A 26,716-nucleotide genomic window follows, 5' to 3' on the forward strand; every position below is an offset into this window, starting at 1 on the left:
CCAGCCCACCCCGGCTGGCAAGTTTCGGAGCTTTCCGGATGCGGATCAGCCGCCAGGATCAGGTGCGAATGGAGCGGGCTCACGTGCGGGCATGGCCGGCCCTGAACACCGCTGTCATCGATGGCTGGCTATGGCGAGCATCCGGCGGCGGGTCGCAGCGTGCCAACTCGGTCTCCACCATCGACTTCACCGCAACCGACACCGCGGCCGCGATCGACGCCGTCGAGGCGCGCTACCAGGAAGCGGCGATGCCCGCGCGCTTCCACACCTACGACCACACCGCCCCAGCCGGACTGGCCAATGAATTGCGCGATCGCGGTTATACCGAAGCCGAGGCAACGCTGACGATGTTCAAGCGGCTTGAACCGACCACCGCTTCGCCCAGGGTCGAATGCCGCGACGTCGAATGCCGCGACGTCGAATGCCGCGACGTCGAATGCCGCGACGTCGAATGCCGCGACGTCGAATGCCGCGACGGGACCTGGGACGAGTGGTGCGACGTCTACCTCGGTGCGATCAGCGAAAGCCGCCGAACGGTGAACCAGGAAATCCTGCGCGCCATCCCCCGCCCGTGCGCTTTCTTCGGCAATCGCCACAACGGCCGGATCGTCTCGACCGCACTCTGCGTCATCGGCTTCGGCTGCGCCGTGACCGAATGCGTGGCGACGCGCGCCGAGGCCCGCCGCAGCGGCGGCGGACGCACCGTCATGGCGGGCGTGTTATCATGGGCGGCACATCAGGATGCCGACATGATCGGTCTGCAGGTTGCCCAGGCCAATGCGCCTGCGGTCCAACTTTATCAGTCCTTGGGCTTTACCGAAGGCGCAACGAATCGGTTTTGGTTCAGGCCGAACACCGCACCCCGCCGACCGATCTGCCCAGGCTGACCTGCAACACCGTCCGCTTCAGCGCACAGAACATGCCCAGCATACGGCACACCCCCGCTCCCGTGCAGCGCCACGCGTTCAGCCTGCCGAGCCACGGCTCGACGCACCGGTGGGCCGCCCATGCCGCGGGTTACAGTCCTAGTATCCGATCGCAGGGAAGCAACACGACCACGCTATCCCATCCGCGCACGCAACCCGGATCAGTCGCCTGATGGCCGCGCCGGCAGCGCCACGGGCCAGATCCGTCGCCGTTGGCGCAAAACTGATCCTGATGAGCTTCGCGTCGGGATGCATGGACATCCTGAGCTACCGCCAACTGGGCCACGTGTTCACCTCGGCGATGACCGGCAACGCCGCCCTGCTTGGCCTCGACCTCGGGCAGGGCAAGTTCCCAGAGACAACGCGCAACCTGGCCGCGTTCGCCGGCTTCCTGATCGGATTGGGAGTGGGCGCCGTCTTATTGCGCCGGCATCCGGCCGAGTCCGGCTGCTCGCGCGTGACCAGCGGTTGCCTGCTGGCGGAAGAGGCGCTGCTGATCGCGTTCGCCGCCATGTGGTATTTCGGCGCGGGTCCCTCGTCCAATTGGCTGCTCTATGGCTTGATCGCACTCTCGGCGATCGCGATGGGCATGCAGAGCTCCGCGGCGCAACGCATCGGCGTGCCAGGCGTCGCGACTACCTACTTCACCGGCACCCTGACTAAGATCGTCCTCGACGCGGTCGGTCGCGTTTCGTCGCTAGCCGGCAAACCGCCAAGTGGCCCGATCCGATGGCCGGCGTCCGCTTTCCTCGGCTACATCGCGGGCGCCGCTCTCACTGGCTTCCTCGAACTTCAACCCAAGCCGCTCCTGGCTGCCGCTCCAGCCATCGAGCTGCCCGCGCTACCGGCCATCGCGATTGCGGTCGTGTTGATTATCGCGCTTGCTGACGAGGTATCCGGTGCCCGTAGGGCGAGGCAGGCCAAAACCGCCAAGCGGTGAATTCCCGCCTGTGCGATCACCAAAACCCGGCCGGCGAGCTTTACCGCCCGCTGCCGGATAAACCCATGCAGTCACGCATCGAAGAATGCCAAAGTGCGCAACTCGATGCTCTCCCGCGGCAGCATGTCCGCCGGCGCGTTCGGATCGGCAAACGATGTGTGCGGCATGAACCGCGCCCGGCCGTCCTTCAGCGAATCGAAACACTTCAACAACAACGCTTCGTCCGCCCGCATCGCCGGCGCATAATACCAACGATGCGCCGGGTTATAGGTCAGCCCGTAGATCTCGCCCCTGCGGTCGCGATAGATCAGGTCCTGCGCCACCAGGTCGCCATCAGCCAACGATCCGGCGTCGCACACCGCCAGCGGCGCATCGTGCAGCGGCCCGCGGATCGGCCGCCACACGTTGACGATGGCAAACCGCCGCCGCAACAACTCGTCCGCCTCGGCACCCATCAAGTCGCGCACCCGCTGCGGACCCGACACCTCGGTATAGTCGCCATGAATCCGCGTCACCGGCTGACGCGGAGTGCCCGGCGCGCGGTCCTGCACGCCATGTTCCCGCCGCCTTATCGTGCGATCGAAAACCACCACCCTCGCCGCCCCGGTCGCCTGCTTCACCAGCCGCTCGGCTTCCGGATAATACATCGCCTCGACCGAGTCCTCGTCGTAAAAGTCCGCCACCGAGGTGGCCGCTTCGACCAGCGCGAAACCCTGCGCATCCAGCCCCAGCCGGTCCGCGATCGGGCGCATGTCGAGGATCGGCACCGTGTGCGCCTCGGCAATCAGGTTGCTCTTCGCCACCCCGTCCGGCGGGTCATAGGTGTAGACGTACGGCTTCTCCGCCGTCCTCGCCAAGTACACCACCTCGCCGGCAACCGCCGAACCCCCCATCTCGGGCAGAAAAGAAACCTCAGGCAGAGAAGTAACCGCGTCCATAATGCCCATCCTCCTTGCGGATCCGATCCGCGCCCCTGATATCGACACACCGATCGGTGTGGAAACCCACATGGTGTAAAGTCCGCCATCGGCAAGCTAAATCATCACTGGCGAACAGGAGACTGATCAGCGTGACCGAACGGGCCCCCATGGCGGAGCGAATCATGCAGGCGGCCGACCGGCTGTTCTACCGCAAGGGCATCCGCGCCGTCGGCGTCGATACCGTGGCGGCCGAAGCCGGTATCAGCAAGCGCTCACTGTACGATACGTTTGCCTCCAAGGACGCCCTCGTCGCCGCCTATCTGCGCCAGCGCATCCAACCCTTGCCGCCGTCCGACCAGCCGCCGGCAACCCAGGTCCTGGCGCTATTCGACCTGCTGCACGCACGCTTCGCCGAGGGCGATTTCCGCGGCTGCCCGTTCGTCAACGCGGTGACCGAGCTGGCCGACGACTGCGCCACCGCCCGCGCCATCGCGCGTGACTTCAAGGCCGATCGGCGCCGCCACTTCGCAGCCCTGCTGGAACAGGCCGGCGCCGCCGACCCCGACACTCTCGCCGGCCAGATCGCGCTGCTGTTCGAGGGTGCGATCGCCGCGATGCTGGTGCAACAGGACCCTACCGTCGCTCACCAGGCGCAAAACGCCGCCAAGGTGCTGATGCAGGCGGCGGGGATCAACAACTAGGGCGCCTGCCCGACCGCCACGCACCCCGCTACCCGAACGCCCCCACGTCATGCGTCACCGCCGTCGCGATCTCCCGCACCATCCCGAACAGCCGCCCGATCGGTGCGAAAATCTCCTCATGCTCCCGCGCATACGCATCACCCCCCCGCGGCGGCGAAGGCTCGCCATAATCGCAATCCGCCGACGCATCCGCCGCCACCGGAAAAATCTGCGCCAGCACCGCCAGTGACGCATCGATATCCAGCCGCAGGATCGCCGCCTCCAACGCCAACCGAGTCACCCCGTGGCGCGGCGAGAAATCCGGAATCTCCGTCGCCAGCAGCCAAATCCGATGGATCAGCGCCAGCCGCAGCGCGTGCAGCAAAACCTCCCGGTTCGCCATCCGCGGCACATCCGGCCAGGTCACCCGCAGCGCCAGATGATCGGCCGAGATGCGCCGGAACATCGATTGGGCCGCTGCCCAGATATCCAGCCGCTCCAGCGCCTTGGCGACCCCCACCAGGGCCTCGCGCCGCCCCGGCCGCCGGGTGTGCGCGGCACGATCCAGCCAAGTCCCGGGATCGAGGCTGGCGATCACCGCGCGCAGCACCTCGATATCGGAATGCGCCAGCGCGTGGCTCGCCAGGTCCATCGCCCGCTTGAACCGGCGGCTGCCATGGCGCAACTCGGTGAACGTCTCGGGGTGCCGCGCGGCCGCCGCGCCGATCCCCTGCAGCGTGTTTGCGCACCAGCCGATCTGCTGCAGGATCGCGTTGTTCGGGATCGCTCGCAATTCGCTGGGATGGCGAATCCGCGCCGCCCCACCCATCCCATCCGACTGCCGCGCCGAGGGCCGCGACCCGGTGCGGTCCAGCAGCGCCGGACCGAACGCACCCAGCAGTGCGGCATACCCGGCATCCTCGACCAGCCCCTCCATGCCGCTGCGAATCGTGGCAAAGAAGTCGGCGGCGAAGTCGGGATCGGCATACACCGGGTCCTCGATCGGCCCCGCCGCCGGATGATAGGTCTGCTCGGCGATCCGGGTGATCGTCGCCAGTGCCAACTCCGGCGAGCCGAACAGCAGATACCCGTCGCCGCCCTGGAACGCCGCCTCCTCCCGCACCTTCAGTCCGGCCCGCCCCAGCGCCTGCCGGCACGCCGTCGGCGACAGATACTTCAGCCGATCGGCCAGCGATCCGGGATGCGCTCCGCGCCCGATACTCTCACCATGAGTGTCGAACAGAATGACCTCAACCCCGGTGACCCCATGGTGCTCCAGCGTCTGCCCGATCTTCAACCGCAGCCGCTCGATCAGGTAGCTGGCCGCGAGCTGGCCGACATAGCGCCCGGAATCGGAATAGCCGAACTGCAGCGCCAGCTTGCCGGTCTGTTTCAGATAGGCCCGGTAGTGCGGGCTGCGCAGCGCCTCCTCCAGCACCATCGACCCGCGCTCCAGCGCATCCGCCGTCTCGAACAGCGGTGAGATCTCGACATGGCGCTCGATCCCGAACAACCGCGCCAGCCACAGCGCCGCCAGCAGCGTATACCCGGTCTCGGTCTCCGCGATCAGGAACCGCACCGCAACCGAGCTGTCGATATGCTTGACGATCTGGGCCACAGTCATCATCAGCCGCGCGGCGGAGGCCTGTTCGCTGATCAGCGCGCCGAAATCCACCGGTTCGGCCTGCACCGAGTCCAGCGCGGCGTTGATCGCCCCGAACAACGCGCGCCGACGCGATGGATCCTCCGGCGGATCGGCGATCCCCAGCCGCTGGCGCACCACGTTGTGGATCTGTGCCGCGTTCAGCCTGGTATGCGTGTGCGCCAGCGCCAGCCCATGCGAGACCAGCCCCGCACGCGCGACCGTCAGCGCTAGCTTGTCGTCATCCGAGGCGCCGGTGATCGCCGAACGGAACAGCGGCAGCAGCGGCGCCGGCGATGTCAGCGCGGCGTCCCGGCCACCGACCAGGGCATGCGCGAAGGCAGACACCTTGGCCGGCTCCGGCTGATCCGGGCACAGCTCGATCTGCCGCTCCACCGCCGCCAACGCTTCACCCAGCCGTTCGCCCAGCGGCTCGGCGCTGGTTGACCCCTGCGGCAGCCCCGACACCTGCGCGCGCAACCGACCAAGCTGCAGACGCTTCATCTCCAGCCGCAGTCGCAGCGTGTCCCACCAGCCGATATCGGTCCGCCCGTCGGTGTCGTAGCCAACCCAGGTCGACAGGATCACCGGACTGGGCGCCAACTCGGTCCAGCGATCGGCCCAGGCGCCGCGCGCCACCGAAATCAACGCCGCATTGAAGCGGTCGACCGCGTCGCGCCCATGGGCGATCGCGGCGACCGACTGGTCGAACTCGCTGCGCAAGCTGATCGCCGGCGGACGATGCGATTCGAAATCCGCGGCCGGCCGGCCGCTCGCCGCCTCCGCCAGCGCCTGGTTCACCGCCAATGGCACCGAGAACGTAGGATGCGCGGTGAAAACCGCGGCAAATCGGGTCCGCTCGGTCAGCGCCCGATACTCCGCCCAACGCACCGGACTGTCGTCCGGATCGGGCCGCAGCAGATGCCTGGCCAGCGTCGCCAGAATGCCCTCGTTCGCCGCCTTGTCGATGCTGCCGACATACGACCTGATCCGCGCCGCCCGATCGTGAAACGCGGCATCGCGCAAATGCCGGATCAGGCCGGCGATATCCGCCTCGGTCAGGCTGGCGTTATCCAACCGCCGGGTGATCGCCAGCGACACCAGCAGCACCGGGTTGCCAAACGGGTCCTCTTCCGCCCGCGCGCCCAGCCGACCCGTCAGGTCCAGGAGTTCCTGGGCCAGGACATTCGTCGACGGCGCGGCGGGCACATCCGGCATGGATCGAGTGTGACCCGATTTGTGCAACGCAGCAAGCGCACACCCGGACTCATCTTGCGCTGCAAGCCCTGGCTCTACAGACGGTCCAACTGCGGACGCCCGGACCGTGAACGCTCGGATACCTTCCGGCGAAAACGCGGCGCGCTACTTCTTTCCGGCCGGCGGGTCACACGTCACGGTTTTCATCTCCGACGGCACCGAAACCTCCAGCAGCTCGAGTTCGTCCGCCGTCCCGGTCTCATTGTGCCGCATCCCGCCGGGGATCATCAGCGACTCTCCCGGCTTCAGCCGCACCTTGGTGCCGTCCTCGAACTCCAGATCGACCCAGCCCTTCAGCATGTAGACGAACTGCTGCTCGCAGACGTGATAGTGCCACCCGGTCGGCTCGCCCATCCCTTGCGTCGCCGAGGTCACCTGCGCCCGCATCTTGCCACCGGTCGCCCGGGTCACCCCAAGATCGCGGTATTTGAAAAACGACCGCCGCCCCGGCACATAGTCGGCGTTCTCCAGCGTCGCATGCGCCAACTTGCCGCCTTCGGTTCCCACCACGTCGTTCATGTTGATTCTCCTCCCGCCATTGGCGCTGCGCCGATCCGCGCACCCTCCAGAGCATGATCGCGCTCGGCGATAGGTTCAAGCCGCGCGAACCAGGCGGCTGCAGCCCGTCCCGCCGAATGGCGCAACCGGGCAAGCCGACGCAGCGTGTTATCGCACCCTATTCCGTCCCGCCTTCGCCCCCCACACCATCCTGCCCCGCACCATCGTACCCCGCACCATCACGAAAATACGGCTCGACCGGCCCGCTCGCCTTCATCGTCATCGGCTTCCCCCGCCGGTCCAGCGTCTTGCCCACGGCCATCCTGATCCAGCCCTCGCTGACGCAGTATTCCTCGACATTGGTCTTCTCGACACCCTTGAAGCGGATGCCCACACCGCGACGCAGCGATGCCTCGTCGTAAAACTGGCTGCCAGGGTCATTGCACAGGCGATCGGGCGGGACATCGGACATCGGCACACCTCAAAGCGATCAAACGCTGCCCGATACCCATCCGACGCCATGCTGTCCATGCCGGATAGCGCTCGCCGCCCGCACCGCCTACCCTGACCCCTATCGCCTCGCCGATCCCCTGGCCCATCGCACCCAGCCCAAGGACACACCCATGATCACCGTGCACCACCTCAACGACTCACGCTCCCAGCGCATCCTCTGGCTGCTCGAGGAACTGGCGCTGCCGTACGACATCCAATGTTATCAGCGCGACAGCCAGACCCGCCTCGCCCCGCCCGAACTCAAATCGATCCACCCGCTCGGGAAATCCCCGGTCATCACCGACAATGGCCGGGTCATCATCGAATCCGGCGCCATCATCGACTACATCATGCGCCACTATGGAGGTGGCCGGCTGCAGCCTGACACCGCCACCCCGGCGTACGACGACTACCAGCAGTGGCTGCACTTCGCCGAGGGTTCAGCGATGCTGCCGCTGTTGCTGAAGCTCTACGTCTCGATGCTGGGTGACGCCGGCAAGCCGCTGTCGCCACGCATCGAAAGCGAGATCGCCAACCACCTCGGCTACATCAACCAAAGCCTCGCCGGCCATGACTACCTGCTGGCAAACGACTTCAGCGGCGCCGATATCCAGCTCAGTTTCGTGGGCGAGATCGCCGGCGCCCGAGCCAATCGGGCTGCCTACCCGAACCTCGATGCCTGGGTGCGGCGCTTCCAGGCCCGACCCGCCTACCAGGCCGCCATCGCCCGCGGCGGACCATACAGCTTCGCACAGTAAGCGCCGGGTCCGTTCTCGGCCATCCTGCCGAGCCGCGCGCTCCGACGCGTCCCGCTCCGTCGCCTCCAAACGGATGCCGAAGACGTCGCTCTTGAGGTGGGGCTTTTGGGCAGGTTGGCTTGCGCCGCTTGCTCAGGCGTCACCGCCCTTCAGGCTACGCACGTCGGTATCGAGCCGACGGATTTGGCGCACCAGGCCGCTTACCACATCACCTAGCGCGCGCAGCTCTAATCGGGTGTTGTCGTTGGCGCGCTGCGCTGCATCGGCGATGCCGTAGTTGGTGCTGATATCGTCGCGGATCGCAGTCAAGCTGTCCTGGAAGCGGTCCATTCGGGCCATCACGTCCACCCGCAGGCGGGTTAGATCGTCACCTTGTCGGATGGCGGTTTCTTCCAGCTTCGCCTGACCAGCTTCCAGCTTCGCTTGGCCAGCCTCCAGCTTCGCTTGGCCAGCCTCCAGCTTCGACTGACCAGCCTCCAGCTTCGTCTGACCAGCCTCCAGCTTCGTCTGACGAGCCTCCAGCTTCGTCAGGCCGTCCAGAAGCCGCGGTTGCCCAGCTTCCAGCCGCTCTACGATGGCCAGGATGCGGCCGGTTTGATCATCGCTCATGGGTTATGTTGTACAACATGAAACAACGCAGATGACAAAAGTATTGGTGAGATAATGAGCTTGACCCTCGCCGCCGATCCTTACGAGGTGGCGATGCAGGTCGGCTCGAACCGTTTCCAGGGCAGGCTAAGCGTCAGCCTCACCTGCTGTTGCGAAACGATCCCGAACAGCTTTGCGCTGACCGCCGCGACCGAGTTCCCGAAAGGAGCGGCGCTCGCCGGCACTCGGGCGGGACAAGCTTGCAAAATCTATATCGGCTCCGATCTGGTCATCACCGGCTGGTGCTGGATCGGGTTGGCGCCCAGCAGATGGCGTCCAGGATCACCAAAAGCTCACCGCCCGGCTCGGCATGGCGCTTCCGCGGTTCCTGTGCTGATCTCTGGGCAACAACAAAGCGGAGAAACCCGACATGGCAACATGCGTCCTGCTGCACGGCGCCTATCAGGGCGGCTGGATCTGGCAGCGCGTGGCGCCGCATCTGCGCGCCGCCGGCCACACCGTGTTCGCCCCCACCCTGGATGGCTGCGCCGAACGCCGCCACGCCCTGCGCCCCGGCATCGACACCGAATCACAGGCCGCCGAGGTGGCTGAGATGCTGTTCTTCCAGGATCTGCACGACGTCGTCCTGGTCGGCACCAGTTGCGGCGGCATGGTCGCCGCCCGCGTCGCCGAAACCGCCCAGCCGCGCATCGGCCGCATCGTGCTGGCCGACGCCCTGGCCCTGTTCGACGGCGAGACCGTCGCCGACCACGTCAAGCGCCCGGCCGCGGTGACCACCGACCTTGCCACCGGCCCATCCCCCGAAGACGCCGCCAACCGCATGTTCGCCTCGCTGGACGAAGCCACCAAGACCTGGGCGCTGGCCCGCTACACCCCCCACCCGATCGCCGCGATGGCGGCCCCGGTGAAGCTCGACAGCTTCTGGCGCCAGCACTGGAACGCCACGGTGATCTGGTGCCGCCAAAGCGCCAACCCGCCGTTGCAGCATCAGCGCCGCGCCGCCGACACCCTGCAAGCGCGATGGCACGAACTGGATACCGGACACTACCCGATGCTGACCGAACCCAAGGCCCTGGCAACCCTGATCATGGCACAATAGCCCGGCAGTCCCTACATAACCGCTCAAAGGAGGATCCATCATGACCGAAGCCTGCATCGTCGGCTGGGCCCATTCCCCATTCGGCAAGCTCGAAGACCCCGATATCGAGGCCCTGATCGGCCGCGTCGCCGGCGCCGCCATCGCCGATGCCGGCATCGCCCCGCACGAGGTCGATTCGACCTTCCTCAGCCTGTTCAACAACGGCTTCTCGGCACAGGACTTCCCCGCCTCGCTGGTGCTGCAGCACGTCCCCGAACTGCGCTTCAAGCCGATCACCCGGTTCGAGAACGCCTGTGCCTCCGGTTCCGCCGCGGTCTACGGCGCGCGTGATTTCCTAGCTGCCGGCCGCGGTCGCTTCGCCCTGGTCATCGGCGTCGAGAAGATGACCGCGACCCCCGGCAAGGAGGTCGGCGACATCCTGCTGAAAGCCAGCTACCAAAAAGAAGAATCCGACATCCCGGCGGGCTTCGCCGGCGTGTTCGGCCGCATTGCAGAGAAATACTTCCAGCGCTACGGCGATCAGTCCGACGCGCTGGCCGCGATTGCTGCGAAAAACCACAAGAACGGCGTGGACAACCCGTTCGCGCAAATGCGCAAGGACCTCGGCTATGACTTCTGCCGCACCGTCAGCGACAAGAACCCATACGTCGCCCCGCCGCTGAAGCGCACCGACTGTTCGCTGGTGTCGGACGGCGCCGTCGCGCTGATCATGGCCGACGAGGAAACCGCCCGCGCCATGGGCAAGGCGGTGCGCTTCAAGGCCGCGGCGCAGGTCAACGACTTCCTGCCGATCAGCCAGCGCGACATCACCGGCTTCGAGGGTGCGGCGCAGGCCTGGGCCCGCGCCCTCGACGCCGCCGACCGCAAGCTGGACGATCTGTCGTTCGTCGAATCGCACGACTGCTTCACCATCGCCGAGCTGCTCGAATACGAAGCCATGGGCCTCACCGCCCCCGGGCAGGGCGCGCGCGCGGTGCTGGAGGGCTGGACCGCGAAGGACGGCCGGCTACCGGTCAACCCGTCGGGCGGGCTGAAGGCGAAAGGCCACCCGATCGGCGCCACCGGCGTGTCGATGCATGTCATCACCGCGATGCAACTGGTCGGAGAAGCGCCCGGCGGCATGCAACTGCCAAAGGCCGATCTCGGCGCGGTGTTCAACATGGGCGGCGCCGCGGTGGCCAACTACGTCTCGATCCTGGAGCCACTCCGCTGAATCCACACGGACCGAATCCATTGGGCGTAAATCCACTGGGCGTAAATCCACTGGGCCTGATCCCCACCGCCAACCTCGCCTCCCTGCTGACCCAGACCGCTCGGCGGTTTCCCGACCGCCCGGCGATCGTCTGGCGCGACACCACCTGGACCTGGACCCACTTCGGCGACCGGGTCCAGGCCGCCGCCGCCGCACTCGCCGCGCGCGGCGTACGCCACGGCGACCGGGTGCTGCTGCACGCCCGCAACGGCAACGCCGTGCTGGAGAGCATGTTCGCCGCCTGGATGATCGGTGCCGTCTGGGTGCCGACCAATTTCCGCCTGACCCCGCCCGAGGTCGCCTACCTGGCACAATCCTCCGGCGCCGCCGCGCACATCTTCGACACTGCCTTCGCCGAACACGCCGCTGCGGCGGCGGCCGAAAATCCAGCCTGCCGGCTGATGCTCTCGATCGGCGGCGAAGGCGCCGACGACTGGGAGGCATTCGCCGGGTTCGCTGCCTCGATCGACCGCCCCGCCGATGTGGATCGGGACCATCCGGCCTGGTTCTTCTACACCTCAGGCACCACCGGGCGCCCGAAGGCCGGCGTGCTGACGCACGGCCAGATGGATTATATCGTTTGCAACCATCTCTGTGACCTGATGCCTGCCACAACCGAGCAGGACGTGTCCCTGGTGGTCGCGCCGCTGTCGCACGGTGCCGGCATCCACGCCCTGCCGCAGGTCGCCCGCGGCGCCGCCAGCATCCTGTTGTCCGGCGAACGGCTGGACTGCGAGCAAGCCTGGCGCCTGGTGCAGCAGCATCGCGTCACCAACATGTTCACCGTGCCGACCATCTTGACCATGCTGACCCGGCACGACTCGGTTGACCATTACGATCACAGTTCGTTGCGCTACGTGATCTACGCCGGCGCGCCGATGTATCGCGCCGATCAGGTGCATGCCCTGCGCAAATTGGGCAAGGTGTTGGTGCAGTATTTCGGCATGGGCGAGGTCACCGGCAACATCACCGTCCTGCCACCGGCGCTGCACAGCGAGAACGACGCCGACATGGCGGTCGGAAGCTGCGGCGTCCCGCGCACCGGCATGGACGTCACCATCCTCGACGAGTCCGGAGCACCAGCCCCGCCCGACACCACCGGAGAGATCTGCGTCCGTGGTCCCGGCGTGTTCGCCGGCTACCACGCCAACCCCGACGCCACCGCCAAGGCCACCGCGCATGGCTGGTTCCACACCGGCGATCTCGGCCATATCGACGCACGCGGTTTCGTCTACATCACCGGGCGCGCCTCCGACATGTACATCTCCGGCGGCTCCAACGTCTATCCGCGCGAAATCGAAGAGGCATTGCTGCTGCACCCGGCGGTGGCCGAGGCCTGCGTCGTCGGCATGCCGAACGACAAATGGGGTGAAACCGGTGTCGCGGTGCTGGTGCTGCAGCCGAACGCGCAGGCGACGGCGGCGGAGCTGCTGTCGCACCTCGATGGCCGATTGGCCAAGTACAAATGGCCGCATCAAGTCGTGTTCTGGCCGGAACTGCCGAAATCCGGCTATGGCAAGGTAACCAAGCGCGACGTCAAACACCTGTTGCAAAGGGACCTGTGATGCCACCCTCACCCGTCGAACCGACCCTGATCAGCGACTACCATATCCATGTCTATTACGATCCCGAAAGCCGAGATCGAGCGGCACTGTTACGGCAATGGATAGAACAGCGCTTCACTGTGCGCATGGGAAGCTGGCACGATGAACCGGTCGGACCGCACGTCACCGGAATGTACCAGGTCCAGTTCCAACCCGAACTGTTCCCGACGCTGGTGCCGTTCGTGATGATGAACCGCATGGGCCTGACCTTGCTGCTGCACCCGCAGTCCGGTCGCCCCCGTGACGACCACACCATCAACGCGACCTGGATGGGCGCCGTGCTGCCGGTGAAGACCGAGGTGCTGCGCGAGGCCGATTGATCCGACCGCAATAGCGGCCGCTGTCAGTCTGGTGCCATGCCTTTGTCCGCAAGCTCCTTGATCGCCCGTGGGTTCTTCGCAAGCTGCGTCAGTCCCATGCCGCGCAACACGTTCGGCGCCTTGCTGAACTGGATGTTGTCGTAGCCGACGATCTCGAAACGGTTGCCCCAAGGGTCGCGAAAATCCAGGAACGGTCCCGCCACCAGCTCGACCCCGGCCTCGGTCAGCGCCTGACGCACCGCCTCCTTGTCATCCACCACCAGACCGAAGTGGCGGCCATCGTCGGCACCCTGTCGGCGTCCCTTCTGCAGCGCCAGGAACTGGTCTCCCAGATCGATGAACGCCATATCCTGGCTTTTGCCACGTAGCGAGAATTCGAAAATCCGAGCGTAGAACGCCAGCGTCTCCTCGATGTCGCCCACCTCGAGCGCAACATGGTTGAAGCCGACGGCACGCGCTTTCCTGGCTAAGGTCATGGCCCCTCACCGTCATGATTGTCGCACTGAAATAGGCACTCCGCCTCAAGATTCCACCGCCGCCATCAATCAAACGGCAGCCCGACATAGTTCTCCGCCAAGGAAACCGCCGACGCACGCGAGGTTCGCACCAGATCGAGATCGGCGAAATGAATCCGCTGCTCGAAATCGCTCTCATTTTCGTTTCTGTGCAGCATCGTTGTCATGTACCAGGAGAACCGCTCCGCCTTCCACACCCGCCGCAGGCACACCGCGCTATACCGCTCCAGCAAATCCACCCGCCCGGCGCGGTATCGCTCCGCCAATGCCCGCGCCAGCACCACCACGTCGGCAACCGCGAGGTTTAGCCCCTTGGCACCGGTCGGCGGCACGATATGGGCGGCATCCCCGGCGATGTACAGCCGGCCGAACTGCATCGGCTCGCAGACGAACGACCGCAGCGGGATGATGCCCTTCTGCACGATCGGTCCCTCGGTCAGCGACCACCCATCATCGGTGCCCAGCCTGGCATGGAACTGCTCCCAGATCCGCCCATCCGACCAGTTGGCGATGTCATCGTTCGGATCGCACTGAATATACATCCGCTGCAGCTCGGGTGAGCGCGTGCTCAGCAGCGCGAACCCGTCCTGCTGATGAGTATAGATCAATTCGTGCCAGGACCGCGGCGCCCGCGCCAGGATACCAAGCCAGCCGAAGGGATAGACCTTGTGGTATTCACTGCGCCGCGCCGCCGGGATCGTCTGTCGCCCCGGTCCGTGGAACCCATCGGCGCCCACCACGTAGTCGCACTCGATGGTCTCCGCCGGCCCATTCCCATCGCGCCGGAAATCGATCGCCGGGTGATCGCCGTCGATCCCCCGGATGCTTGTGCCGCCGACCTCGAAGATGATCTCCCCGCCATGCGCCAGGCGATGCGCGATCAGGTCCTTCAGGACCTCCTGCTGCGGATACACCATGATCCGCTTGCCCCCGGTCAGGCCCGCGATATCCAGATGATGCCGCGCTCGGTTCCATTGCAGGGTAATACCGTCATGGACATGGCCCTCGCGCAGCATGCGCTCGCCTAGCCCAAGCTGCTGCATCAGTTCGACCACCCAATGCTCCAGCACCCCGGCACGCACGGTTTCCTCCACCTCGTGCCGGCTGCGCGATTCCAATACGACAGCGCCGATCCCGGCGCGATGCAGCAGGTGCGCCAGGAACAACCCGGCCGGACCGGCGCCGATGATCCCGACTTGAACACGCACCTGCCCGTCCCCTGCCTTTGCTGGCCTCAGCGGACCCAAGCCCGTCACCTCGCACAGATGTGACACCAAGCTCCGATCCAGACCACGGCTTTCAGGTATCCCCAACCGGCCCGGTCAGCAACATTGCCCATGGTCGCGCCGGATTATCCAAGTGCGACCAAGCCGCGGCGCTCCGCGGCTCGACACCATAGGCTCACCAGACGGCCGCTCAACGGGAGACACGTTCATGCTGCATCGGCGCACCTTGCTAACCACGATCGGGGCCGCGACCCTCGTTCCGGCCGCCCCGGCCATCCTGCGCGCCGCCGAGACCCCAGGCGTGACCGCGACCGAAATCCGCCTCGGCAACACCATGCCCTACAGCGGCCCGGCCTCGGCCTACGGCACCATCGGCAAAGCCATCGCCGCCCGCTTCAAGATGGCCAATGACGAAGGCAGCTTCGCCGGCCGCAAGATCAATTTCATCTCCTACGACGACGGCTACAGCCCGCCCAAGACCGTCGAGCAGACCCGCCGCCTGATCGAGGAAGACGGGGTCGCCGCCCTGTTCGCCGACCTCGGCACCCCGACCAACTCGGCGATCAACCGCTACGTCAACCTGAAGAAGGTGCCGCATCTGTTCCTCGCCACCGGCGCCGACAAATGGGGCGACTACAAGCACTTCCCCTGGACCATAGGCTGGCAGCCCAGCTACGTCACCGAGGCCCAAGTCTATGCCAAATACATCCTGAAGCAGAAACCCGATGCCAAGATCGGCATACTGTTTCAGAACGACGACTTCGGCAAAGACTACCTGACCGGGGTGCGCGACGTGCTGAAGGACAAATACGAAAAGCAGGTCAAAGCCGTCTCTTACGAGGTCACCGACGCCACGATCGACAGCCAGCTCGTCAGCCTGCAATCCGCCGGCATCGACGTGCTGATGACCATCGCCACGCCTAAATTCGCCGCCCAGGCGATCCGCAAGGTTGCCCAGATGAACTGGAAGCCGATGCACGTGCTGACCGGCGTCTCGGTCTCGGTCGGTGCGGTGATGATCCCGGCCGGGCCGCAAAACGGCGTCGGCATCATCAGTTCGGCCTACCTCAAGGATCCCACCGACCCGCGCTGGGACAACGACGCCGGGATGAAGCAATGGCGCACGTTCATGGCAAAATATTATCCCGACGGCGACGTGAAGGACGGCGGCAACGTCTCCGGCTTCGCCCTGACCCACACCATGCTGCACGTGCTGGCCCAGTGCGGCAACGACCTGTCGCGGCAAAACATGATGAAGCAGGCCACCAGCCTGCACGATCTGGAAAATCCGGTGCTGCTACCCGGCATCAAGATCAACACCAGCCCAACCAACTATCATCCGGTGCGCCAGCTTCAGTTGATGCGCTGGACCGGCAAGACCTGGGACCTTTTCGGCGACATCATCGAAGGCGCCTCGACTTAATCCGCCTCAGGCATCATCCCTGACCCGGCGCGGCAAGCCGCCGCGACCGGCGTCACGGATAATCCCGCATCAGCGTCATCCGGCAACCCAGCCATCATCCCGAACAGAAAACGAAACCGCTTCACTTCACCGCCCGAAGGAATCCATCGACCAGCCGGTCCGCCTCCCGGCGGTCCGCCCGCATCTGCACGTTCTGCCGGTTGCGCGCCCCCGACGTCAGGTAAAACCGCTCATACTGCTCGTTGCGGCTGGCCAGCGCGCTGCCGGCGAAGTCCCAGCCCAGGCGGAAGATCCGCGCCCGCTCCGCCGCCGAGGTGTCACCCGCCCCACGCAGATACTTGTCGATCAGCGGACGCAGCCCGGCATCGGCGAACGCGCCCGCCGCCGGAGTCGCCAGCACGTTGTGCGACCCGATCAGCCGGATGATCTCGTTCACCCTGGGGAACCAGTACGGCAGCACGGTCCGCAGCGCATCCATCGGCCGTCCATCCAGGAACCACGCCCCGTTGCCATGATGATACGCCCCCTCCTCGCCCGCGCGCACCGCTGAGCGGGTCAGTTCGGCATAGCTCCAGATCTCCCCCAGCATCTGCAGCGTCGCCGGGTCCGAGGCACCGATCGCCTCCGCCATCCGGCACGCAAGGCCCCAGGCAAACTCCAGCTTGGTCCACGCCCGCACCATCGTCTGATGCATCGCGTTGGCCCGCCAGCTTGCCGACATCACCGAGTTGTAAACCGCCACGTTGCCGTCGATGAACACCCGATCCCTGGGCACCTCAACATCGTCGAAGATGACGAACGCGTCTTGCTCGTCGAACCGGCCCGACAGCGGATGGTCGAACCGGTTGTCCGGCAGCGAAACGCTGTCGCGACAGATGAACTTCAACCCCGGGGTATCCATGCGAATGCAGAACGACAGCGCATGCCGCCGGCTCGCACCCGGCATCGGCTGGCTCGGATAGACCGCGATCTCGTCGGCGAACGGCGCCAATGTCGCCAGCACCCTGGCGCCCCGCACCAGGATCCCGTGCGCGGTCTTTTCCACCGTGTGCAACTGAGTCTCGTCGAACCCAGCCGGCACGTTGCCCTTCGATTTGTCCGACATCGCATGAATCAGCGTGTGAGTCAGACTCAGATCCTGCCGGGCCAACTGTTTCTGGAACGCCACCAGGTTTGCCGCACCCTCCTCGTTGCCGTTGGCGCCCCACTCGTCGCTGCGCCCGGCGAAACCGGCATATGTGACGTTCATGTAGTCCGGCGTACGCCCCATCAGGCCGACCGAATACTCGGCCACCCGGCGCAACGCCGCGTGCCGGCGCAACAGGTCCTGTTTCGAGCGCGGAATCATATGGCTGACCGCGATCGGCTCCCCGGTCTCGGGGTCCGCCATCAGGCAATCGTCGGGATACTGCTGGTGCAGGTCGTAGACCGCGGCGATCGACTGCGCCGCGCCACGCAGCGCCGGATGCTCCATCGGATCGCTGACCCGCTCGCCGCCGACCCACAACGCGCGCCGATCGCGCAGACCGCGAAGAAACTGAGCACCGGACCGAGCTGGCATGGCTAATTCCTCCGTGGTTCGTCGCCTGAATGACGCCTGTCGGCAACACCGCCATTGATAACCCCGTTGCCGGCACCACGCCACGCCCCACACTCCGCCGCGACGGCCGGGCCAATAGACCACGCCACCCCAACCGCACGACCTCGTGACTGCTCAGGCAAGACGGACCCGGGCACACTCCCGCATCGACTCCCTGTCCACCGTGCGGCGGCAACGCCGGCATCCACGGAATGGAGAATCCCGATGCGCGAAGATGACCTCAGAGCCTCGCAGAACGTCGATGACCGCCGCGGCCAAGGCGGTGGCGGCTTCGGCGGCGGCCGCCTGCCAATCGGCCGTGGCGGTCTCGGCATCGGCACCGTCGTCATCCTCGGCCTGCTCGGCTGGGCGCTCGGCATCAATCCCGCCGTGCTGATCAACGGCGCCGAAATGGTCGCCGGCGGCGGCAGCGCTCCGACCGCCCAGCCATCCGCGCGCCACACCGCGCCGAACGACAAAATCGGCGTCTTCGTCGCCCGAATCCTCGGCGAGACCGAGGACGTTTGGTCCAAGGCACTCCCCGCCCAGGCCAACGTCGCCTACCAGAAGCCCACGCTGGTGCTGTTCTCTGGCGCCACCACGTCGGCCTGCGGCACGGCACGCACCGCCACCGGTCCGTTCTATTGCCCGAACGATCGCAGGGTCTATCTCGACGCGCAATTCTTCCAGGACATGAAACGCCGGTTCGGCGCCGACGGCGACTTCGCCGACGCCTACGTCATCGCCCACGAGATCGGCCACCACGTTCAAAACCTGCTCGGACTGCTGTCCAAGGTGCAGGCGGCACAACGCAACGCGCCGAACCAGGCGACTGCAAATGCGCTGTCGGTGCGTAACGAACTGATGGCCGATTGTCTCGCCGGCGTCTGGGCCAACAAGATGAACCAGCGCCACGCCAACATCGATGACGCCGACGTGCGGCAGGCGATCGCCGCGGCAACCGCGATCGGCGATGACAGAATGCAGGAACGAACCCGCGGCGTGGCGGTGCCCGACAGCTTCACCCACGGCACCGCCGCCCAGCGGGTGCGCTGGCTGACCACCGGCCTGCGCACCGGAACTATCAAAAGTTGCGATACCTTTTCCGCGCAGCAGCTCTGACGCGTGGCCAACCTGAAGCATCTCGCCGCGCTGTGCGGCATCGCGGCGCTGATGCCCAGCGGCCGCTGTCAGGCCTCCGAGCGATGGACCCAGGACCACGACACCTGCAACCAGCAGACCACCACCTATGCGATCGCCGAATGCATCGACACCCGTGCGAAACTCTGGGACCAGCGGCTGAACCAGGCCTATCGCGACGAGCTGGGGACGCTGAAGGATGAACCGGCCAGAGCCGCAGCGCTGCGCACCGCGCAGCGATCATGGCTGCGCTATCGCGATGACAACTGCGCGTTCTACGAAACCGCAGCCGGCACCATCCGCGTGATCGAGGTAGCAACCTGCCAGCGCGACATGACCCAGGACCGGGCGATCGAGTTGCAGGGCGACGGGCTGCACTAACCCAACCCAACACCGAAACCGCTATTCCCCCACCAGCGCATCGCCCCGCAACAGCGGTGACCCGGCGAACGCCGCCGCCAGGAAATCGATCATCGCCCGCACCTTGGCGGACACCTGCCGGCGAGACGGATACACCGCATGGATCGGCAGCGCACTCGGCTCGAACGCATCCAGAATGATCTGGACCCGCCCGGAACTAATTTCATCGGTAAACATCCACACCGGGATCACCGCGATGCCGGCGCCGCTGACCACCGCCTCGCGCACCGCCTCTGAATTGTCGGCTCGAAAACGCCCCCGCACATCGACGCTGATCGACCCATCCGGGCCACCGAAATGCCAGCGGTTGCCGGTCGCCAGACGCGTATAGACCACGCATTCGTGCTGCCCCAGGTCGGCCGGCGTCATCGGCCGCCCGCGCCGCCCCAGATACTCGGCCGACGCCACCGTCACCCGCCGAGTGGTGCCGATCCGTCGCGCGATCAGCGAAGGGTCCGCCAACATGCCGACCCGAATCACCAGGTCCAGCCCCTCGCCCACCAGGTCGACGAACGCGTCGTTCATCGCCAGGTCGACCTCAACCTCGGGATAGACCGCCAGGAACGCCGGCATCCGAGGCGCCACGTGCAGCCGCCCGAACGCCACCGGCGCTCCCAGCCGAAGCGACCCGGTCGGCTGGCCGTGCCGACGCCCGACGCAGGCCTCGGCCTCGGTGATCGCCTCCAGCGCCCGCATCGCCTGGACATAGAACGCCCGCCCGTCCTCGGTCAGCGTCACCGCTCGGCTCGACCGGTTCATCAGCCGAACCCCAAGATAGGCCTCCAGCGCCGCCACAGTCCGACTGACCGTCGGCTGGGTGCTGGCCAGCTCCCGCGCCACGCTGCTGAACCCGCCGGTCTCGGCGACACGAACGAATAGCTTCATGCCTGACAACAGGTCCAACAAGCACCTCATTCATACACGGAGCGTATGCTTCCTATCCAACCAAGCGGACTTCCCTTATGCAAGCGCATGCAACACGCTTGTCATCGCGCCGCACCCAGTGCAGCGATCCCGCCGCCACCCCTGAAGGCTAGCCGTGGCGCGCGGGCGCCCGAAACATCTCCAGCCCGCCCGCGAAAGGACCCAACATGATCCGGTTCTACTTTCACCCGACGCCAAACCCCGCCAAAGTCGCCCTGTTTCTCGAGGAAGCCGACCTGCAGTACCAACTCGTTCCGGTCGATACCCGACAGGGCGAGCAGCACGCGGACTCATTTCGCACGATCAATCCGAACGGCAAGCTGCCGGCCATCGTCGACACCGACGGCGGCAAGGAGATCCGGGTATTCGATTCGACCGCCATCCTGATCTACCTGGCGGAAAAGACCGGCCAATTCATCGGGTCCCCGGCAGACCGCGGCGAACTGCTGTCGTGGCTGATGTTCATCGCCTCGGGCATCGGCCCGTACTCCGGCCAGGCGGTACATTTCCAGCGCGCTGCCCCCGAACAACTGCCCTACGCCATCAACCGCTATCGCCGTGAAGCGGAACGCCACTACCAAGTGCTGGACCAACACCTGGCCGGACGCAAATTCATTGTCGGTGACAGCTACACCATCGCCGATATCTCGGCCTGGGGCTGGCTCGACCGGGCCCCTGTCGTGCTTGGCGGCAGCGATCCGCTGGCGCCCTATCCCAACCTCAAGCGCTGGTTCCAGGCGATCGACGCACGTCCCGCCGTGGCGCGCGCCCGCAAGGTCGGCTCGGACCACAGCTTCAAGCAGGAAATGGACGACGACGCCAAACGCGCGATGTTCCCGTCGAACTACCCCAACGCGGCCTGAACCACGCGGCATGGTGGGCGGACCACCATACCGCCCCCCACCACCCGAATGCTTAGCGAACCCGCCGCCCCGCGACGCTCCCGATTAGGCGTCCCGCCGCGGACCGCCTGGACTCGGCTCACATCTCAGGATCCCGTTGATGCGCAACCTGCCTCGCCTGCTGCTGTGGACCGACGCGTCCAACCACTATGCCGATGCCATCGCCGCGGCGGGCCTGTCCGATCGCGTGCTGATCAATCCGCTGTCCCGCGAAGCCATGCCGTCCGACGCGCAGCGGGCGGAAACCAACGTCCTGCTCGCCGCCGGCGTGCCGCCCGGGCTGTTGGCGACCTTGCCGAAGCTGCGCTGGGCGCAGTCGCTCACCGCCGGGGTCGAGGGTTGGCTCAGCCTGCCCGACCTGTCGGCTTGCATCACCCTGACCTGCGCCAGAGGCACCCATCGCCAGTCGATGCCGGAGAACATCCTGGGCGCGCTGTTCCACATCGCCAAGCCCTACGCCGGCATCGCCGAGGATCAGCGCCAAAGCCTCTGGCGCCATCGCGTCGCCACTCCGCTGAACGGCAAGACGCTGGGCATCCTGGGCCTCGGTGCGATCGGTCAGGACGTGGCAAGGCTGGCCAGCGCGCTGGACATGCGGGTGATCGGCACTCGTCGCCGGCCCGCCCCGATCCCCGGAGTGGCCGAGGTGCTGGCGTCCGAACGCACCCCCGAGGTCCTGGCGCAGTCCGACTTCGTCCTGTTGCTGCTGCCCGCCACGCCTGAGACCGAGAATTTCATCGATGCCGAACGACTAGCGCGGATGAAGCCGTCGGCGTGGCTGTTGAACTTCGGCCGCGGCCACCTGATCGACGATCACGCCCTGGTCGCAGCGGTCACCGCCAAACAGATCGCCGGCGCGATCCTGGATGTCTTCCGCCAGGAGCCCCTGCCGAAGCAGCACCCATTCTGGACCACCGAGGGTATCCTCGTGCTGCCCCATATCGGCGGCCCCCACCCCGACCGCGACAGCATCGTCGCCGGCCTGTTTGTCGAGAACCTGCAATGCTCCCTCAACGACCAGCCGCTGACCCGGGTCGTCGACCGCACCGCCTACTACTGACACTCCGCGCCGGTCATCAGTCCCAGGCGCCACCCGCGGCGGCGGGCCGGCGGCCCGCAACGTAGGTGCACAACCGTGGAACCACCGGCACCGCCCCGCGCGGCCGCTCGGAAACGAAGCTGCCCGGGATCAGTCGCCATCGTGACTACTCAACGACGCTCCACGGGCCGAAAAGGTGCTCAAGTCGCCGCCCTCAGCGTCCGACCTCGCCGGCAACGATCGGGTCCGGCGGAGCGTTGGGCGGCGTGCCAGGCGGCCCGGGATCAGGCGGAATGCCGGGTGACGGGATCGGGTCCTCACGCGGGCCACCCGGCGCTTGCTCCGGCGCCGGATCAGGCGGCGGCGATTCCGGAGGCGTATTGGGCGGAATCGGCATCTTCGTCCTCCGAGCTAGTTTTCTGAAGCGCCGAATCGCACCCCTCGGATGCATCTCACGCGTTGGCGTCAGCGCCCACCGGCCTTAGCACACCACGTCGGCCTCCGGCCGGTCGTCACCTTCGGATAACTCCGAATGCCACCCGCCGTCGCCATCCTGGAATTCAATCTGGGTGCTATCGCCAGGAACACGCTGTTCTGCCGCGACCCGCCGCGCCGCCGCAAGCGCCGTCGCCTTATCGGCAAACGGTTCCGAGAACACGTCGCCCAGCCGATACGCCCAGCCACCATCATGCTGAACGACTTTGTAATGCAGCTTTGGCATGGCCCTCTCCTTCCGCGATCACAGCATGATCGCGCTGGGCGGAACCTTCAAGCCAGGTGAATCGTGTGGCAGAACAAACTCTGAACCCGAGACATTAAAACGTCGTCCGGAAAACGTCGTCCGGCTGAAGTCAGCCTGCAGCCTCTGATGGCAACCCTGTCTGCTCGAACGCTCGGCGGTGTTGATGCGCGCCAGCTTGCTCCAGTGGCGCATGAACCAAAAGCTGCTGCCCGCCGGGCGCATCTCGGCGAGAGCGGCATGACCCCCACCTACGGCTCTCAGCGCCGAACGCAATGCCCCACGCGCTACCTTCGGTCCAGGCTGAGCCGCCCGGCACCAAACGCCAAGACCTGCAGAAAACCGCCCGCCATGCAGACGTTCTTCATGAAGTTGATCATCTGTTCACGATTTCCGGGATGGTAATGCGCGACAAACGCCGTGGCGATGCACCACGCAGCCAGGACTAAAGCCGCCGTCCGCACCCGCCAGCCGACCAGGAACAGGATGCCGCCACCGATCTCCACCACCAGCGCCACCGCGTAGGCCGCGCCCGGCACCGGCAATCCGTCCTTGGCGAAATAGGCCATCGTCGCCGCCGGAGCCATCGCCTTGCCGATCCCGGCCCAGATAAAGATCGCGCTCATTAGCACGCGCCCGAGCAAGCCAACCCAATCCATCGATTCGCCCTTCATCCGACGATCTCGGTGGCGGCGAAAAAGAACGCCATCTCGGTCGCGGCGTTCTCCGCGCTGTCCGACCCATGCACCGAGTTCGCCTCGATGTTTTCCGCAAACAGCTTGCGGATGGTTCCCTCGGCGGCGCTTGATGGATTCGTCGCGCCCATCACGTCCCGGTTGCGCGCCACCGCGTTGTCGCCTTCCAGCACCTGCACGACGACGGGGCCGGAAATCATGAAGCTGACCAGATCACGAAAGAACGGCCGGGCGGCGTGCACGCCGTAGAAGCTTTCCGCTTGCGCCTGGGTCATCTGGATGCGCTTCTGCGCCACGATGCGCAGTCCAGCCGCCTCCAGCACCGCATTGATCTTGCCGGTCAGGTTCCGGCGAGTGGCGTCCGGCTTGATGATGGAGAATGTGCGTTCGGTCGCCATCGCGGTCTCCTGGGTTTCAGCTTGGAAGAGTTCAGCTTCGAGGGGTTGCAGCTCGCGCGGCTGAGTAAGGGTTTGCTCCGCCGAGGGCAAGGCGGCACGCGGCCTCGCCGCGCCGGCATTACCCGATAGTGGCGAAACGGCGACCTACTCGCCGCGGCCGAAACCGTCCACCATCGCCCCGATCCGCTCCGGGTCGCCCTGCTCCATCACCCTGCGGGCAAACCGCACACAGGCGTCGATCTGCACCGAACGGATCATCTGCTTCACCTTCGGCACCGCCGAGGCGTTCATGCTCAGCGACCGCACCCCCAGGCCCAGCAGCAGCGGAGTCAATTTCGGCGACGCCGCAAGTTCACCGCAGATCGCCACCGGCATGCGCATGCGCAGCGCCGCCTCGGTGGCGAACTGCACCAGTCGCAGCACGGCGGGATGCATCGGATCATACAGCATGGCGACGACACTCTCGGCGCGATCCACCGCCAGCGTGTAGGCGGTCAGATCATTGGTCCCGATCGAGAAGAAGTCCGCCTCCAGCGCCAGCGCGTCGGCCGATAGGGCCGCCCCCGGCGTCTCGATCATGATGCCTAGCGGCGGCAGCTTTTCCGGGATCCGCTCGCCGCGCCGGCGCAACCGCCGCGCCACCCGCTCATAGATTTCGCGCGTTGCCCGGACCTCGCCCACGGTCGTCACCATCGGCAGCAGCACCCGCACCGGTCCGGCCATCGAGGCCCGCAGGATCGCCGCCAACTGGGTTTCGAGCAACTGCGGCTGGCGCAGCAGCAGCCGGATGCCGCGCAATCCCAGGGCCGGGTTGGTATCGGCGATCTCGGGCACCAAGCCGGCCATATTCAGCGCCTCGATCTCCTTCTCGCCGCCCCAATCCAGCACCCGGATGGTGACCGGATCGCCGTGCATCGCCTCCACGATGGTGCGGTAGCTTTCGGTCTGAGTGGCCTCGTCAGGAATGGTCTCCCGGTTCATGAACAGGAATTCGGTCCGCAGCAGACCGATGCCGACCGCGCCCGCCTGCACGATCAGCGGCAATTCAACCGGCAGCTCCAGATTGGCCTGCAATTCGATCGCCGTGCCATCCAGCGTGATCGCCGGCAGCCGCCGCAGCCGGGCATAGCGCTGGCGTTCCCGCGCGAACGCCGTCACCGCCTTGCGCGCCGTCGTCAGCGTCAGCATTGCGGGATTGAGCACCACCGTGCCGGCAATCCCATCGACCACCGCGATGTCGCCCGGTTCGGCGGCGTGCGCCAAGCCGGCGACGCCCAGCACCGCCGGCACGCCAAGCGCGCGCAACATCACCGCGGTGTGCCCGTCCGCGCCGCCTTCCTCAGTAACCACGGCGGCCAGCCGGGACGGATCCAGCAACGCGGCGTCCGCCGGCCGCAACGCCTCGGCGACAAGGATAGAGCCTTCGGGCAAACCGGCGAAGCTGCGGAACGGCGAACGCGTCAGGTTGCGCACCAGGCGCCGGGCGATCTCTCGGATCTCGTCGGAGCGTCGCCGCAACCCCGCCATATCCTCGACCGACAGGCCAGGTTCGGCCTGCGCCATGATCGCATCGGCGATCGCAGCGGCCTCCTTCATCACCGCGGATTCAGCCGACAGCAAGGTCTCTTGAATCCGCTGTCGCACGCCGCGCACCAGTCGCGACGGTCCCAGCATGCGGATGTAGGCATCGATCAGCGGGGCGATCTCGGCCTGGCTCTCCTCCGGCAGCACCGCCAGCCGAGCGCGCAGTTTCGCCAGTTGCTTGTGCGATTGCGCGATCGCGGCGTCCAAACGAACGCTCTCGGCGCCGGTGTCGGAGGCATGGATCTTCTGGCGAGTGATGATCGCTTCCGGTTCGGTGGTGCCGAAAACCGGCCCGATCGCCACCCCGGCCGACACCGCTATGCCGTGGAACAGCCGCTCAGTACGGATTTCAGGGGCAGCGAGGGCGGAGCGGGCCAGTCGCTGATGCTGTGGCGGTGGCGGGTCAATCCTGTTCATCGAAGCCGGCCTCGACCAGGGCTGCCAAAGCGTCCAACGCTTCCTTGGCATCCCAGCCTCGGGCTCGCAACTCGATATCGCACCCACGTGAGGCGCCCAGCATCATCAGGCCCATGATCGATTGGGCCGAGATTTCCTGACCGTCCTTCACCACATCGATCGAGGCACTAAACTGCTCAGCCACGGTTACGAACCGCGCCGCGGCACGGGCGTGCAGCCCGCGCTTGTTGCAGATCGTGACGACCCGCGACAGCACTGGGGTTCCGGAAACCGGCGCGGCGGTCATTCGCAGCGTCCGCTGGTTCCATTCACCTTGCAGCCGTGCAGTACATGAGACGCAGCGGCAATGTATTTGCGTCCGGCGTCTTCGGCGCAGTTGACGGCGTCAGCCAGCGGCTGTTTCGAGCGGACCTTGGCCAGCTTGACCAGCATCGGCAGATTGACCCCGGCGATCACCTCAACGCCTTTTCGCTCCATCATCGAGATCGCGAGGTTGCAGGGTGTGCCGCCGAACATATCTGTAAGCAACACGACACCGTCCCCTGAGTCGCACCGCTTTATGCAGGCGTCGATCTCTGCTCGACGGTTATCCATGTCGTCCTCGGGTCCGATGCAGACCGTATCAACGTTGTGCTGCGAACCGACCACGTGTTCCATCGCCGAGCGCAGTTCGTCCGCCAGACGACCATGCGTTACAAGGACCATGCCTATCATGATC

The 26,716-nt window shown here is 66.1% G+C and carries 29 protein-coding genes and 1 pseudogene; 14 read left to right on the forward strand and 16 right to left on the reverse strand.

What is annotated here, in order from left to right:
• Positions 1 to 38: 38 nt before the first annotated feature.
• Both ACQY4Y_RS02610 and ACQY4Y_RS02615 read left to right on the forward strand, forming a co-directional pair.
• A complete protein-coding gene (locus tag ACQY4Y_RS02610) occupies positions 39 to 887 on the forward strand; it encodes a GNAT family N-acetyltransferase (protein ID WP_428489004.1) in 849 nt (282 codons plus the stop codon).
• 211 nt (positions 888 to 1,098) lie between these two features.
• Positions 1,099 to 1,866 carry a YoaK family protein gene (locus tag ACQY4Y_RS02615; protein WP_428489005.1) on the forward strand — a complete coding sequence of 256 codons (768 nt, stop codon included), beginning with the start codon at positions 1,099 to 1,101 and terminating at the stop codon, positions 1,864 to 1,866.
• Between the two features lie 71 nt (positions 1,867 to 1,937).
• Here ACQY4Y_RS02615 and ACQY4Y_RS02620 read toward each other — a convergent pair whose 3' ends face one another.
• Complete coding sequence (locus ACQY4Y_RS02620; protein WP_428489006.1) at positions 1,938 to 2,804, reverse strand: CmcJ/NvfI family oxidoreductase; 867 nt, start codon at positions 2,802 to 2,804, stop codon at positions 1,938 to 1,940.
• A 131-nt stretch (positions 2,805 to 2,935) separates the two neighbouring features.
• Here ACQY4Y_RS02620 and ACQY4Y_RS02625 point away from each other — a divergent pair, with 131 nt between their 5' ends.
• Entirely contained in the window at positions 2,936 to 3,487 is a 552-nt protein-coding gene (locus tag ACQY4Y_RS02625; RefSeq protein WP_428489007.1) for a TetR/AcrR family transcriptional regulator, read from the forward strand.
• A 28-nt stretch (positions 3,488 to 3,515) separates the two neighbouring features.
• Here ACQY4Y_RS02625 and ACQY4Y_RS02630 read toward each other — a convergent pair whose 3' ends face one another.
• The 3 genes from ACQY4Y_RS02630 to ACQY4Y_RS02640 form a co-directional block, all read right to left on the reverse strand.
• Complete coding sequence (locus ACQY4Y_RS02630) at positions 3,516 to 6,326, reverse strand: phosphoenolpyruvate carboxylase (protein WP_428489008.1); 2,811 nt, start codon at positions 6,324 to 6,326, stop codon at positions 3,516 to 3,518.
• Between the two features lie 144 nt (positions 6,327 to 6,470).
• On the reverse strand, positions 6,471 to 6,884 hold the full coding sequence (locus ACQY4Y_RS02635) for a cupin domain-containing protein (RefSeq protein WP_428489009.1): 414 nt from the start codon (positions 6,882 to 6,884) through the stop codon (positions 6,471 to 6,473).
• 157 nt (positions 6,885 to 7,041) lie between these two features.
• Entirely contained in the window at positions 7,042 to 7,335 is a 294-nt protein-coding gene (locus ACQY4Y_RS02640) for a DUF3297 family protein (protein WP_428489010.1), read from the reverse strand.
• Positions 7,336 to 7,486: 151 nt separating this feature from the next.
• On the opposite strand from ACQY4Y_RS02640, the gene ACQY4Y_RS02645 reads away from it, so the two are divergent.
• Positions 7,487 to 8,113 carry a glutathione S-transferase family protein gene (locus ACQY4Y_RS02645; protein WP_428489011.1) on the forward strand — a complete coding sequence of 209 codons (627 nt, stop codon included), beginning with the start codon at positions 7,487 to 7,489 and terminating at the stop codon, positions 8,111 to 8,113.
• Positions 8,114 to 8,245: 132 nt separating this feature from the next.
• Here the strand turns inward: ACQY4Y_RS02645 and ACQY4Y_RS02650 are convergent, their stop codons facing one another.
• On the reverse strand, positions 8,246 to 8,722 hold the full coding sequence (locus ACQY4Y_RS02650; protein WP_428489012.1) for a hypothetical protein: 477 nt from the start codon (positions 8,720 to 8,722) through the stop codon (positions 8,246 to 8,248).
• Between the two features lie 93 nt (positions 8,723 to 8,815).
• On the opposite strand from ACQY4Y_RS02650, the pseudogene ACQY4Y_RS02655 reads away from it, so the two are divergent.
• The 5 genes and pseudogenes from ACQY4Y_RS02655 to ACQY4Y_RS02675 form a co-directional block, all read left to right on the forward strand.
• Positions 8,816 to 8,992 (forward strand): annotated as a pseudogene (locus ACQY4Y_RS02655) (hypothetical protein); the annotation flags it as partial.
• 139 nt (positions 8,993 to 9,131) lie between these two features.
• A complete protein-coding gene (locus ACQY4Y_RS02660; protein ID WP_428489013.1) occupies positions 9,132 to 9,821 on the forward strand; it encodes an alpha/beta fold hydrolase in 690 nt (229 codons plus the stop codon).
• Positions 9,822 to 9,861: 40 nt separating this feature from the next.
• Complete coding sequence (locus ACQY4Y_RS02665) at positions 9,862 to 11,034, forward strand: acetyl-CoA acetyltransferase (protein WP_428489014.1); 1,173 nt, start codon at positions 9,862 to 9,864, stop codon at positions 11,032 to 11,034.
• Positions 11,035 to 11,054: 20 nt separating this feature from the next.
• A complete protein-coding gene (locus ACQY4Y_RS02670) occupies positions 11,055 to 12,638 on the forward strand; it encodes an acyl-CoA synthetase (protein WP_428489015.1) in 1,584 nt (527 codons plus the stop codon).
• Entirely contained in the window at positions 12,638 to 12,997 is a 360-nt protein-coding gene (locus tag ACQY4Y_RS02675; protein WP_428489016.1) for a DOPA 4,5-dioxygenase family protein, read from the forward strand. Before ACQY4Y_RS02670 ends, ACQY4Y_RS02675 begins: the two co-directional genes overlap by 1 nt.
• Positions 12,998 to 13,020: 23 nt before the next feature.
• Here ACQY4Y_RS02675 and ACQY4Y_RS02680 read toward each other — a convergent pair whose 3' ends face one another.
• Together ACQY4Y_RS02680 and ACQY4Y_RS02685 are read right to left on the reverse strand one after the other, a co-directional pair.
• The gene (locus ACQY4Y_RS02680; protein WP_428489017.1) at positions 13,021 to 13,473 is read right to left on the reverse strand and encodes a VOC family protein; all 453 of its coding nucleotides are present in this window, start codon (positions 13,471 to 13,473) and stop codon (positions 13,021 to 13,023) included.
• 65 nt (positions 13,474 to 13,538) lie between these two features.
• Positions 13,539 to 14,720, reverse strand: coding sequence for a 4-hydroxybenzoate 3-monooxygenase (locus tag ACQY4Y_RS02685; RefSeq protein ID WP_428489018.1), 1,182 nt, complete (start codon positions 14,718 to 14,720; stop codon positions 13,539 to 13,541).
• Positions 14,721 to 14,946: 226 nt separating this feature from the next.
• Between ACQY4Y_RS02685 and ACQY4Y_RS02690 the strand changes: the two genes are divergently transcribed.
• The gene (locus tag ACQY4Y_RS02690; protein ID WP_428489019.1) at positions 14,947 to 16,161 is read left to right on the forward strand and encodes an ABC transporter substrate-binding protein; all 1,215 of its coding nucleotides are present in this window, start codon (positions 14,947 to 14,949) and stop codon (positions 16,159 to 16,161) included.
• 121 nt (positions 16,162 to 16,282) lie between these two features.
• On the opposite strand, the gene ACQY4Y_RS02695 is transcribed toward ACQY4Y_RS02690, so the two are convergent.
• The gene (locus tag ACQY4Y_RS02695) at positions 16,283 to 17,722 is read right to left on the reverse strand and encodes a 4-hydroxyphenylacetate 3-hydroxylase family protein (protein ID WP_428489020.1); all 1,440 of its coding nucleotides are present in this window, start codon (positions 17,720 to 17,722) and stop codon (positions 16,283 to 16,285) included.
• 243 nt (positions 17,723 to 17,965) lie between these two features.
• On the opposite strand from ACQY4Y_RS02695, the gene ypfJ reads away from it, so the two are divergent.
• Positions 17,966 to 18,862, forward strand: a complete 897-nt coding sequence (ypfJ, locus tag ACQY4Y_RS02700) for a KPN_02809 family neutral zinc metallopeptidase (protein WP_428489021.1) — start codon at positions 17,966 to 17,968, stop codon at positions 18,860 to 18,862.
• Between the two features lie 3 nt (positions 18,863 to 18,865).
• On the forward strand, positions 18,866 to 19,261 hold the full coding sequence (locus tag ACQY4Y_RS02705; RefSeq protein ID WP_428489022.1) for a lysozyme inhibitor LprI family protein: 396 nt from the start codon (positions 18,866 to 18,868) through the stop codon (positions 19,259 to 19,261).
• A 21-nt stretch (positions 19,262 to 19,282) separates the two neighbouring features.
• Here ACQY4Y_RS02705 and ACQY4Y_RS02710 read toward each other — a convergent pair whose 3' ends face one another.
• Positions 19,283 to 20,185 carry a LysR family transcriptional regulator gene (locus tag ACQY4Y_RS02710; RefSeq protein ID WP_428489023.1) on the reverse strand — a complete coding sequence of 301 codons (903 nt, stop codon included), beginning with the start codon at positions 20,183 to 20,185 and terminating at the stop codon, positions 19,283 to 19,285.
• A gap of 206 nt (positions 20,186 to 20,391) precedes the next feature.
• Between ACQY4Y_RS02710 and ACQY4Y_RS02715 the strand changes: the two genes are divergently transcribed.
• Positions 20,392 to 21,087, forward strand: a complete 696-nt coding sequence (locus ACQY4Y_RS02715) for a glutathione S-transferase family protein (protein ID WP_428489024.1) — start codon at positions 20,392 to 20,394, stop codon at positions 21,085 to 21,087.
• Between the two features lie 139 nt (positions 21,088 to 21,226).
• On the forward strand, positions 21,227 to 22,186 hold the full coding sequence (locus tag ACQY4Y_RS02720; protein ID WP_428489025.1) for a D-2-hydroxyacid dehydrogenase: 960 nt from the start codon (positions 21,227 to 21,229) through the stop codon (positions 22,184 to 22,186).
• Between the two features lie 193 nt (positions 22,187 to 22,379).
• Here ACQY4Y_RS02720 and ACQY4Y_RS02725 read toward each other — a convergent pair whose 3' ends face one another.
• The 7 genes from ACQY4Y_RS02725 to ACQY4Y_RS02755 all read right to left on the reverse strand — a co-directional run bounded on the left by ACQY4Y_RS02725 (position 22,380) and on the right by ACQY4Y_RS02755 (position 26,712).
• Positions 22,380 to 22,562: a hypothetical protein gene (locus ACQY4Y_RS02725; protein ID WP_428489026.1), complete on the reverse strand. Its 183-nt coding sequence runs from the start codon at positions 22,560 to 22,562 to the stop codon at positions 22,380 to 22,382.
• 84 nt (positions 22,563 to 22,646) lie between these two features.
• On the reverse strand, positions 22,647 to 22,886 hold the full coding sequence (locus tag ACQY4Y_RS02730; protein WP_428489027.1) for a DUF2188 domain-containing protein: 240 nt from the start codon (positions 22,884 to 22,886) through the stop codon (positions 22,647 to 22,649).
• A gap of 305 nt (positions 22,887 to 23,191) precedes the next feature.
• Complete coding sequence (locus tag ACQY4Y_RS02735) at positions 23,192 to 23,578, reverse strand: DoxX family protein (RefSeq protein ID WP_428489028.1); 387 nt, start codon at positions 23,576 to 23,578, stop codon at positions 23,192 to 23,194.
• Entirely contained in the window at positions 23,575 to 23,997 is a 423-nt protein-coding gene (gene ndk, locus ACQY4Y_RS02740) for a nucleoside-diphosphate kinase (RefSeq protein WP_428489029.1), read from the reverse strand. The genes ACQY4Y_RS02735 and ndk overlap by 4 nt, the downstream gene beginning before the upstream one ends.
• Positions 23,998 to 24,141: 144 nt before the next feature.
• A complete protein-coding gene (ptsP, locus tag ACQY4Y_RS02745; protein ID WP_428489030.1) occupies positions 24,142 to 25,998 on the reverse strand; it encodes a phosphoenolpyruvate--protein phosphotransferase in 1,857 nt (618 codons plus the stop codon).
• Entirely contained in the window at positions 25,985 to 26,284 is a 300-nt protein-coding gene (locus ACQY4Y_RS02750) for an HPr family phosphocarrier protein (RefSeq protein ID WP_428489031.1), read from the reverse strand. Before ACQY4Y_RS02750 ends, ptsP begins: the two co-directional genes overlap by 14 nt.
• Positions 26,281 to 26,712 carry a PTS sugar transporter subunit IIA gene (locus ACQY4Y_RS02755; protein WP_428490723.1) on the reverse strand — a complete coding sequence of 144 codons (432 nt, stop codon included), beginning with the start codon at positions 26,710 to 26,712 and terminating at the stop codon, positions 26,281 to 26,283. The genes ACQY4Y_RS02750 and ACQY4Y_RS02755 overlap by 4 nt, the downstream gene beginning before the upstream one ends.
• Positions 26,713 to 26,716 lie beyond the last annotated feature (4 nt).

It is taken from the genome of Rhodopila sp., from assembly GCF_965277165.1.
In the GTDB taxonomy this organism is placed as follows: domain Bacteria; phylum Pseudomonadota; class Alphaproteobacteria; order Acetobacterales; family Acetobacteraceae; genus Rhodopila.

Coding starts and splice junctions, on each gene's coding strand:
- ACQY4Y_RS02610 (WP_428489004.1), top strand. CDS start 39: ATGCGGATCAGCCGCCAGGATCAGGTGCGAATGGAGCGGGCTCACGTG.
- ACQY4Y_RS02630 (WP_428489008.1), bottom strand. CDS start 6,326: ATGCCGGATGTGCCCGCCGCGCCGTCGACGAATGTCCTGGCCCAGGAA.
- ACQY4Y_RS02635 (WP_428489009.1), bottom strand. CDS start 6,884: ATGAACGACGTGGTGGGAACCGAAGGCGGCAAGTTGGCGCATGCGACG.
- ACQY4Y_RS02640 (WP_428489010.1), bottom strand. CDS start 7,335: ATGTCCGATGTCCCGCCCGATCGCCTGTGCAATGACCCTGGCAGCCAG.
- ACQY4Y_RS02665 (WP_428489014.1), top strand. CDS start 9,862: ATGACCGAAGCCTGCATCGTCGGCTGGGCCCATTCCCCATTCGGCAAG.
- ACQY4Y_RS02755 (WP_428490723.1), bottom strand. CDS start 26,712: ATGATAGGCATGGTCCTTGTAACGCATGGTCGTCTGGCGGACGAACTG.
- ypfJ (WP_428489021.1), top strand. CDS start 17,966: ATGCGCGAAGATGACCTCAGAGCCTCGCAGAACGTCGATGACCGCCGC.
- ACQY4Y_RS02715 (WP_428489024.1), top strand. CDS start 20,392: ATGATCCGGTTCTACTTTCACCCGACGCCAAACCCCGCCAAAGTCGCC.
- ACQY4Y_RS02725 (WP_428489026.1), bottom strand. CDS start 22,562: ATGCCGATTCCGCCCAATACGCCTCCGGAATCGCCGCCGCCTGATCCG.
- ACQY4Y_RS02650 (WP_428489012.1), bottom strand. CDS start 8,722: ATGAGCGATGATCAAACCGGCCGCATCCTGGCCATCGTAGAGCGGCTG.
- ACQY4Y_RS02620 (WP_428489006.1), bottom strand. CDS start 2,804: ATGGACGCGGTTACTTCTCTGCCTGAGGTTTCTTTTCTGCCCGAGATG.
- ndk (WP_428489029.1), bottom strand. CDS start 23,997: ATGGCGACCGAACGCACATTCTCCATCATCAAGCCGGACGCCACTCGC.
- ACQY4Y_RS02750 (WP_428489031.1), bottom strand. CDS start 26,284: ATGACCGCCGCGCCGGTTTCCGGAACCCCAGTGCTGTCGCGGGTCGTC.
- ACQY4Y_RS02675 (WP_428489016.1), top strand. CDS start 12,638: ATGCCACCCTCACCCGTCGAACCGACCCTGATCAGCGACTACCATATC.
- ACQY4Y_RS02615 (WP_428489005.1), top strand. CDS start 1,099: ATGGCCGCGCCGGCAGCGCCACGGGCCAGATCCGTCGCCGTTGGCGCA.
- ACQY4Y_RS02735 (WP_428489028.1), bottom strand. CDS start 23,578: ATGAAGGGCGAATCGATGGATTGGGTTGGCTTGCTCGGGCGCGTGCTA.
- ptsP (WP_428489030.1), bottom strand. CDS start 25,998: ATGAACAGGATTGACCCGCCACCGCCACAGCATCAGCGACTGGCCCGC.
- ACQY4Y_RS02690 (WP_428489019.1), top strand. CDS start 14,947: ATGCTGCATCGGCGCACCTTGCTAACCACGATCGGGGCCGCGACCCTC.
- ACQY4Y_RS02660 (WP_428489013.1), top strand. CDS start 9,132: ATGGCAACATGCGTCCTGCTGCACGGCGCCTATCAGGGCGGCTGGATC.
- ACQY4Y_RS02695 (WP_428489020.1), bottom strand. CDS start 17,722: ATGCCAGCTCGGTCCGGTGCTCAGTTTCTTCGCGGTCTGCGCGATCGG.
- ACQY4Y_RS02680 (WP_428489017.1), bottom strand. CDS start 13,473: ATGACCTTAGCCAGGAAAGCGCGTGCCGTCGGCTTCAACCATGTTGCG.
- ACQY4Y_RS02730 (WP_428489027.1), bottom strand. CDS start 22,886: ATGCCAAAGCTGCATTACAAAGTCGTTCAGCATGATGGTGGCTGGGCG.
- ACQY4Y_RS02710 (WP_428489023.1), bottom strand. CDS start 20,185: ATGAAGCTATTCGTTCGTGTCGCCGAGACCGGCGGGTTCAGCAGCGTG.
- ACQY4Y_RS02720 (WP_428489025.1), top strand. CDS start 21,227: ATGCGCAACCTGCCTCGCCTGCTGCTGTGGACCGACGCGTCCAACCAC.
- ACQY4Y_RS02645 (WP_428489011.1), top strand. CDS start 7,487: ATGATCACCGTGCACCACCTCAACGACTCACGCTCCCAGCGCATCCTC.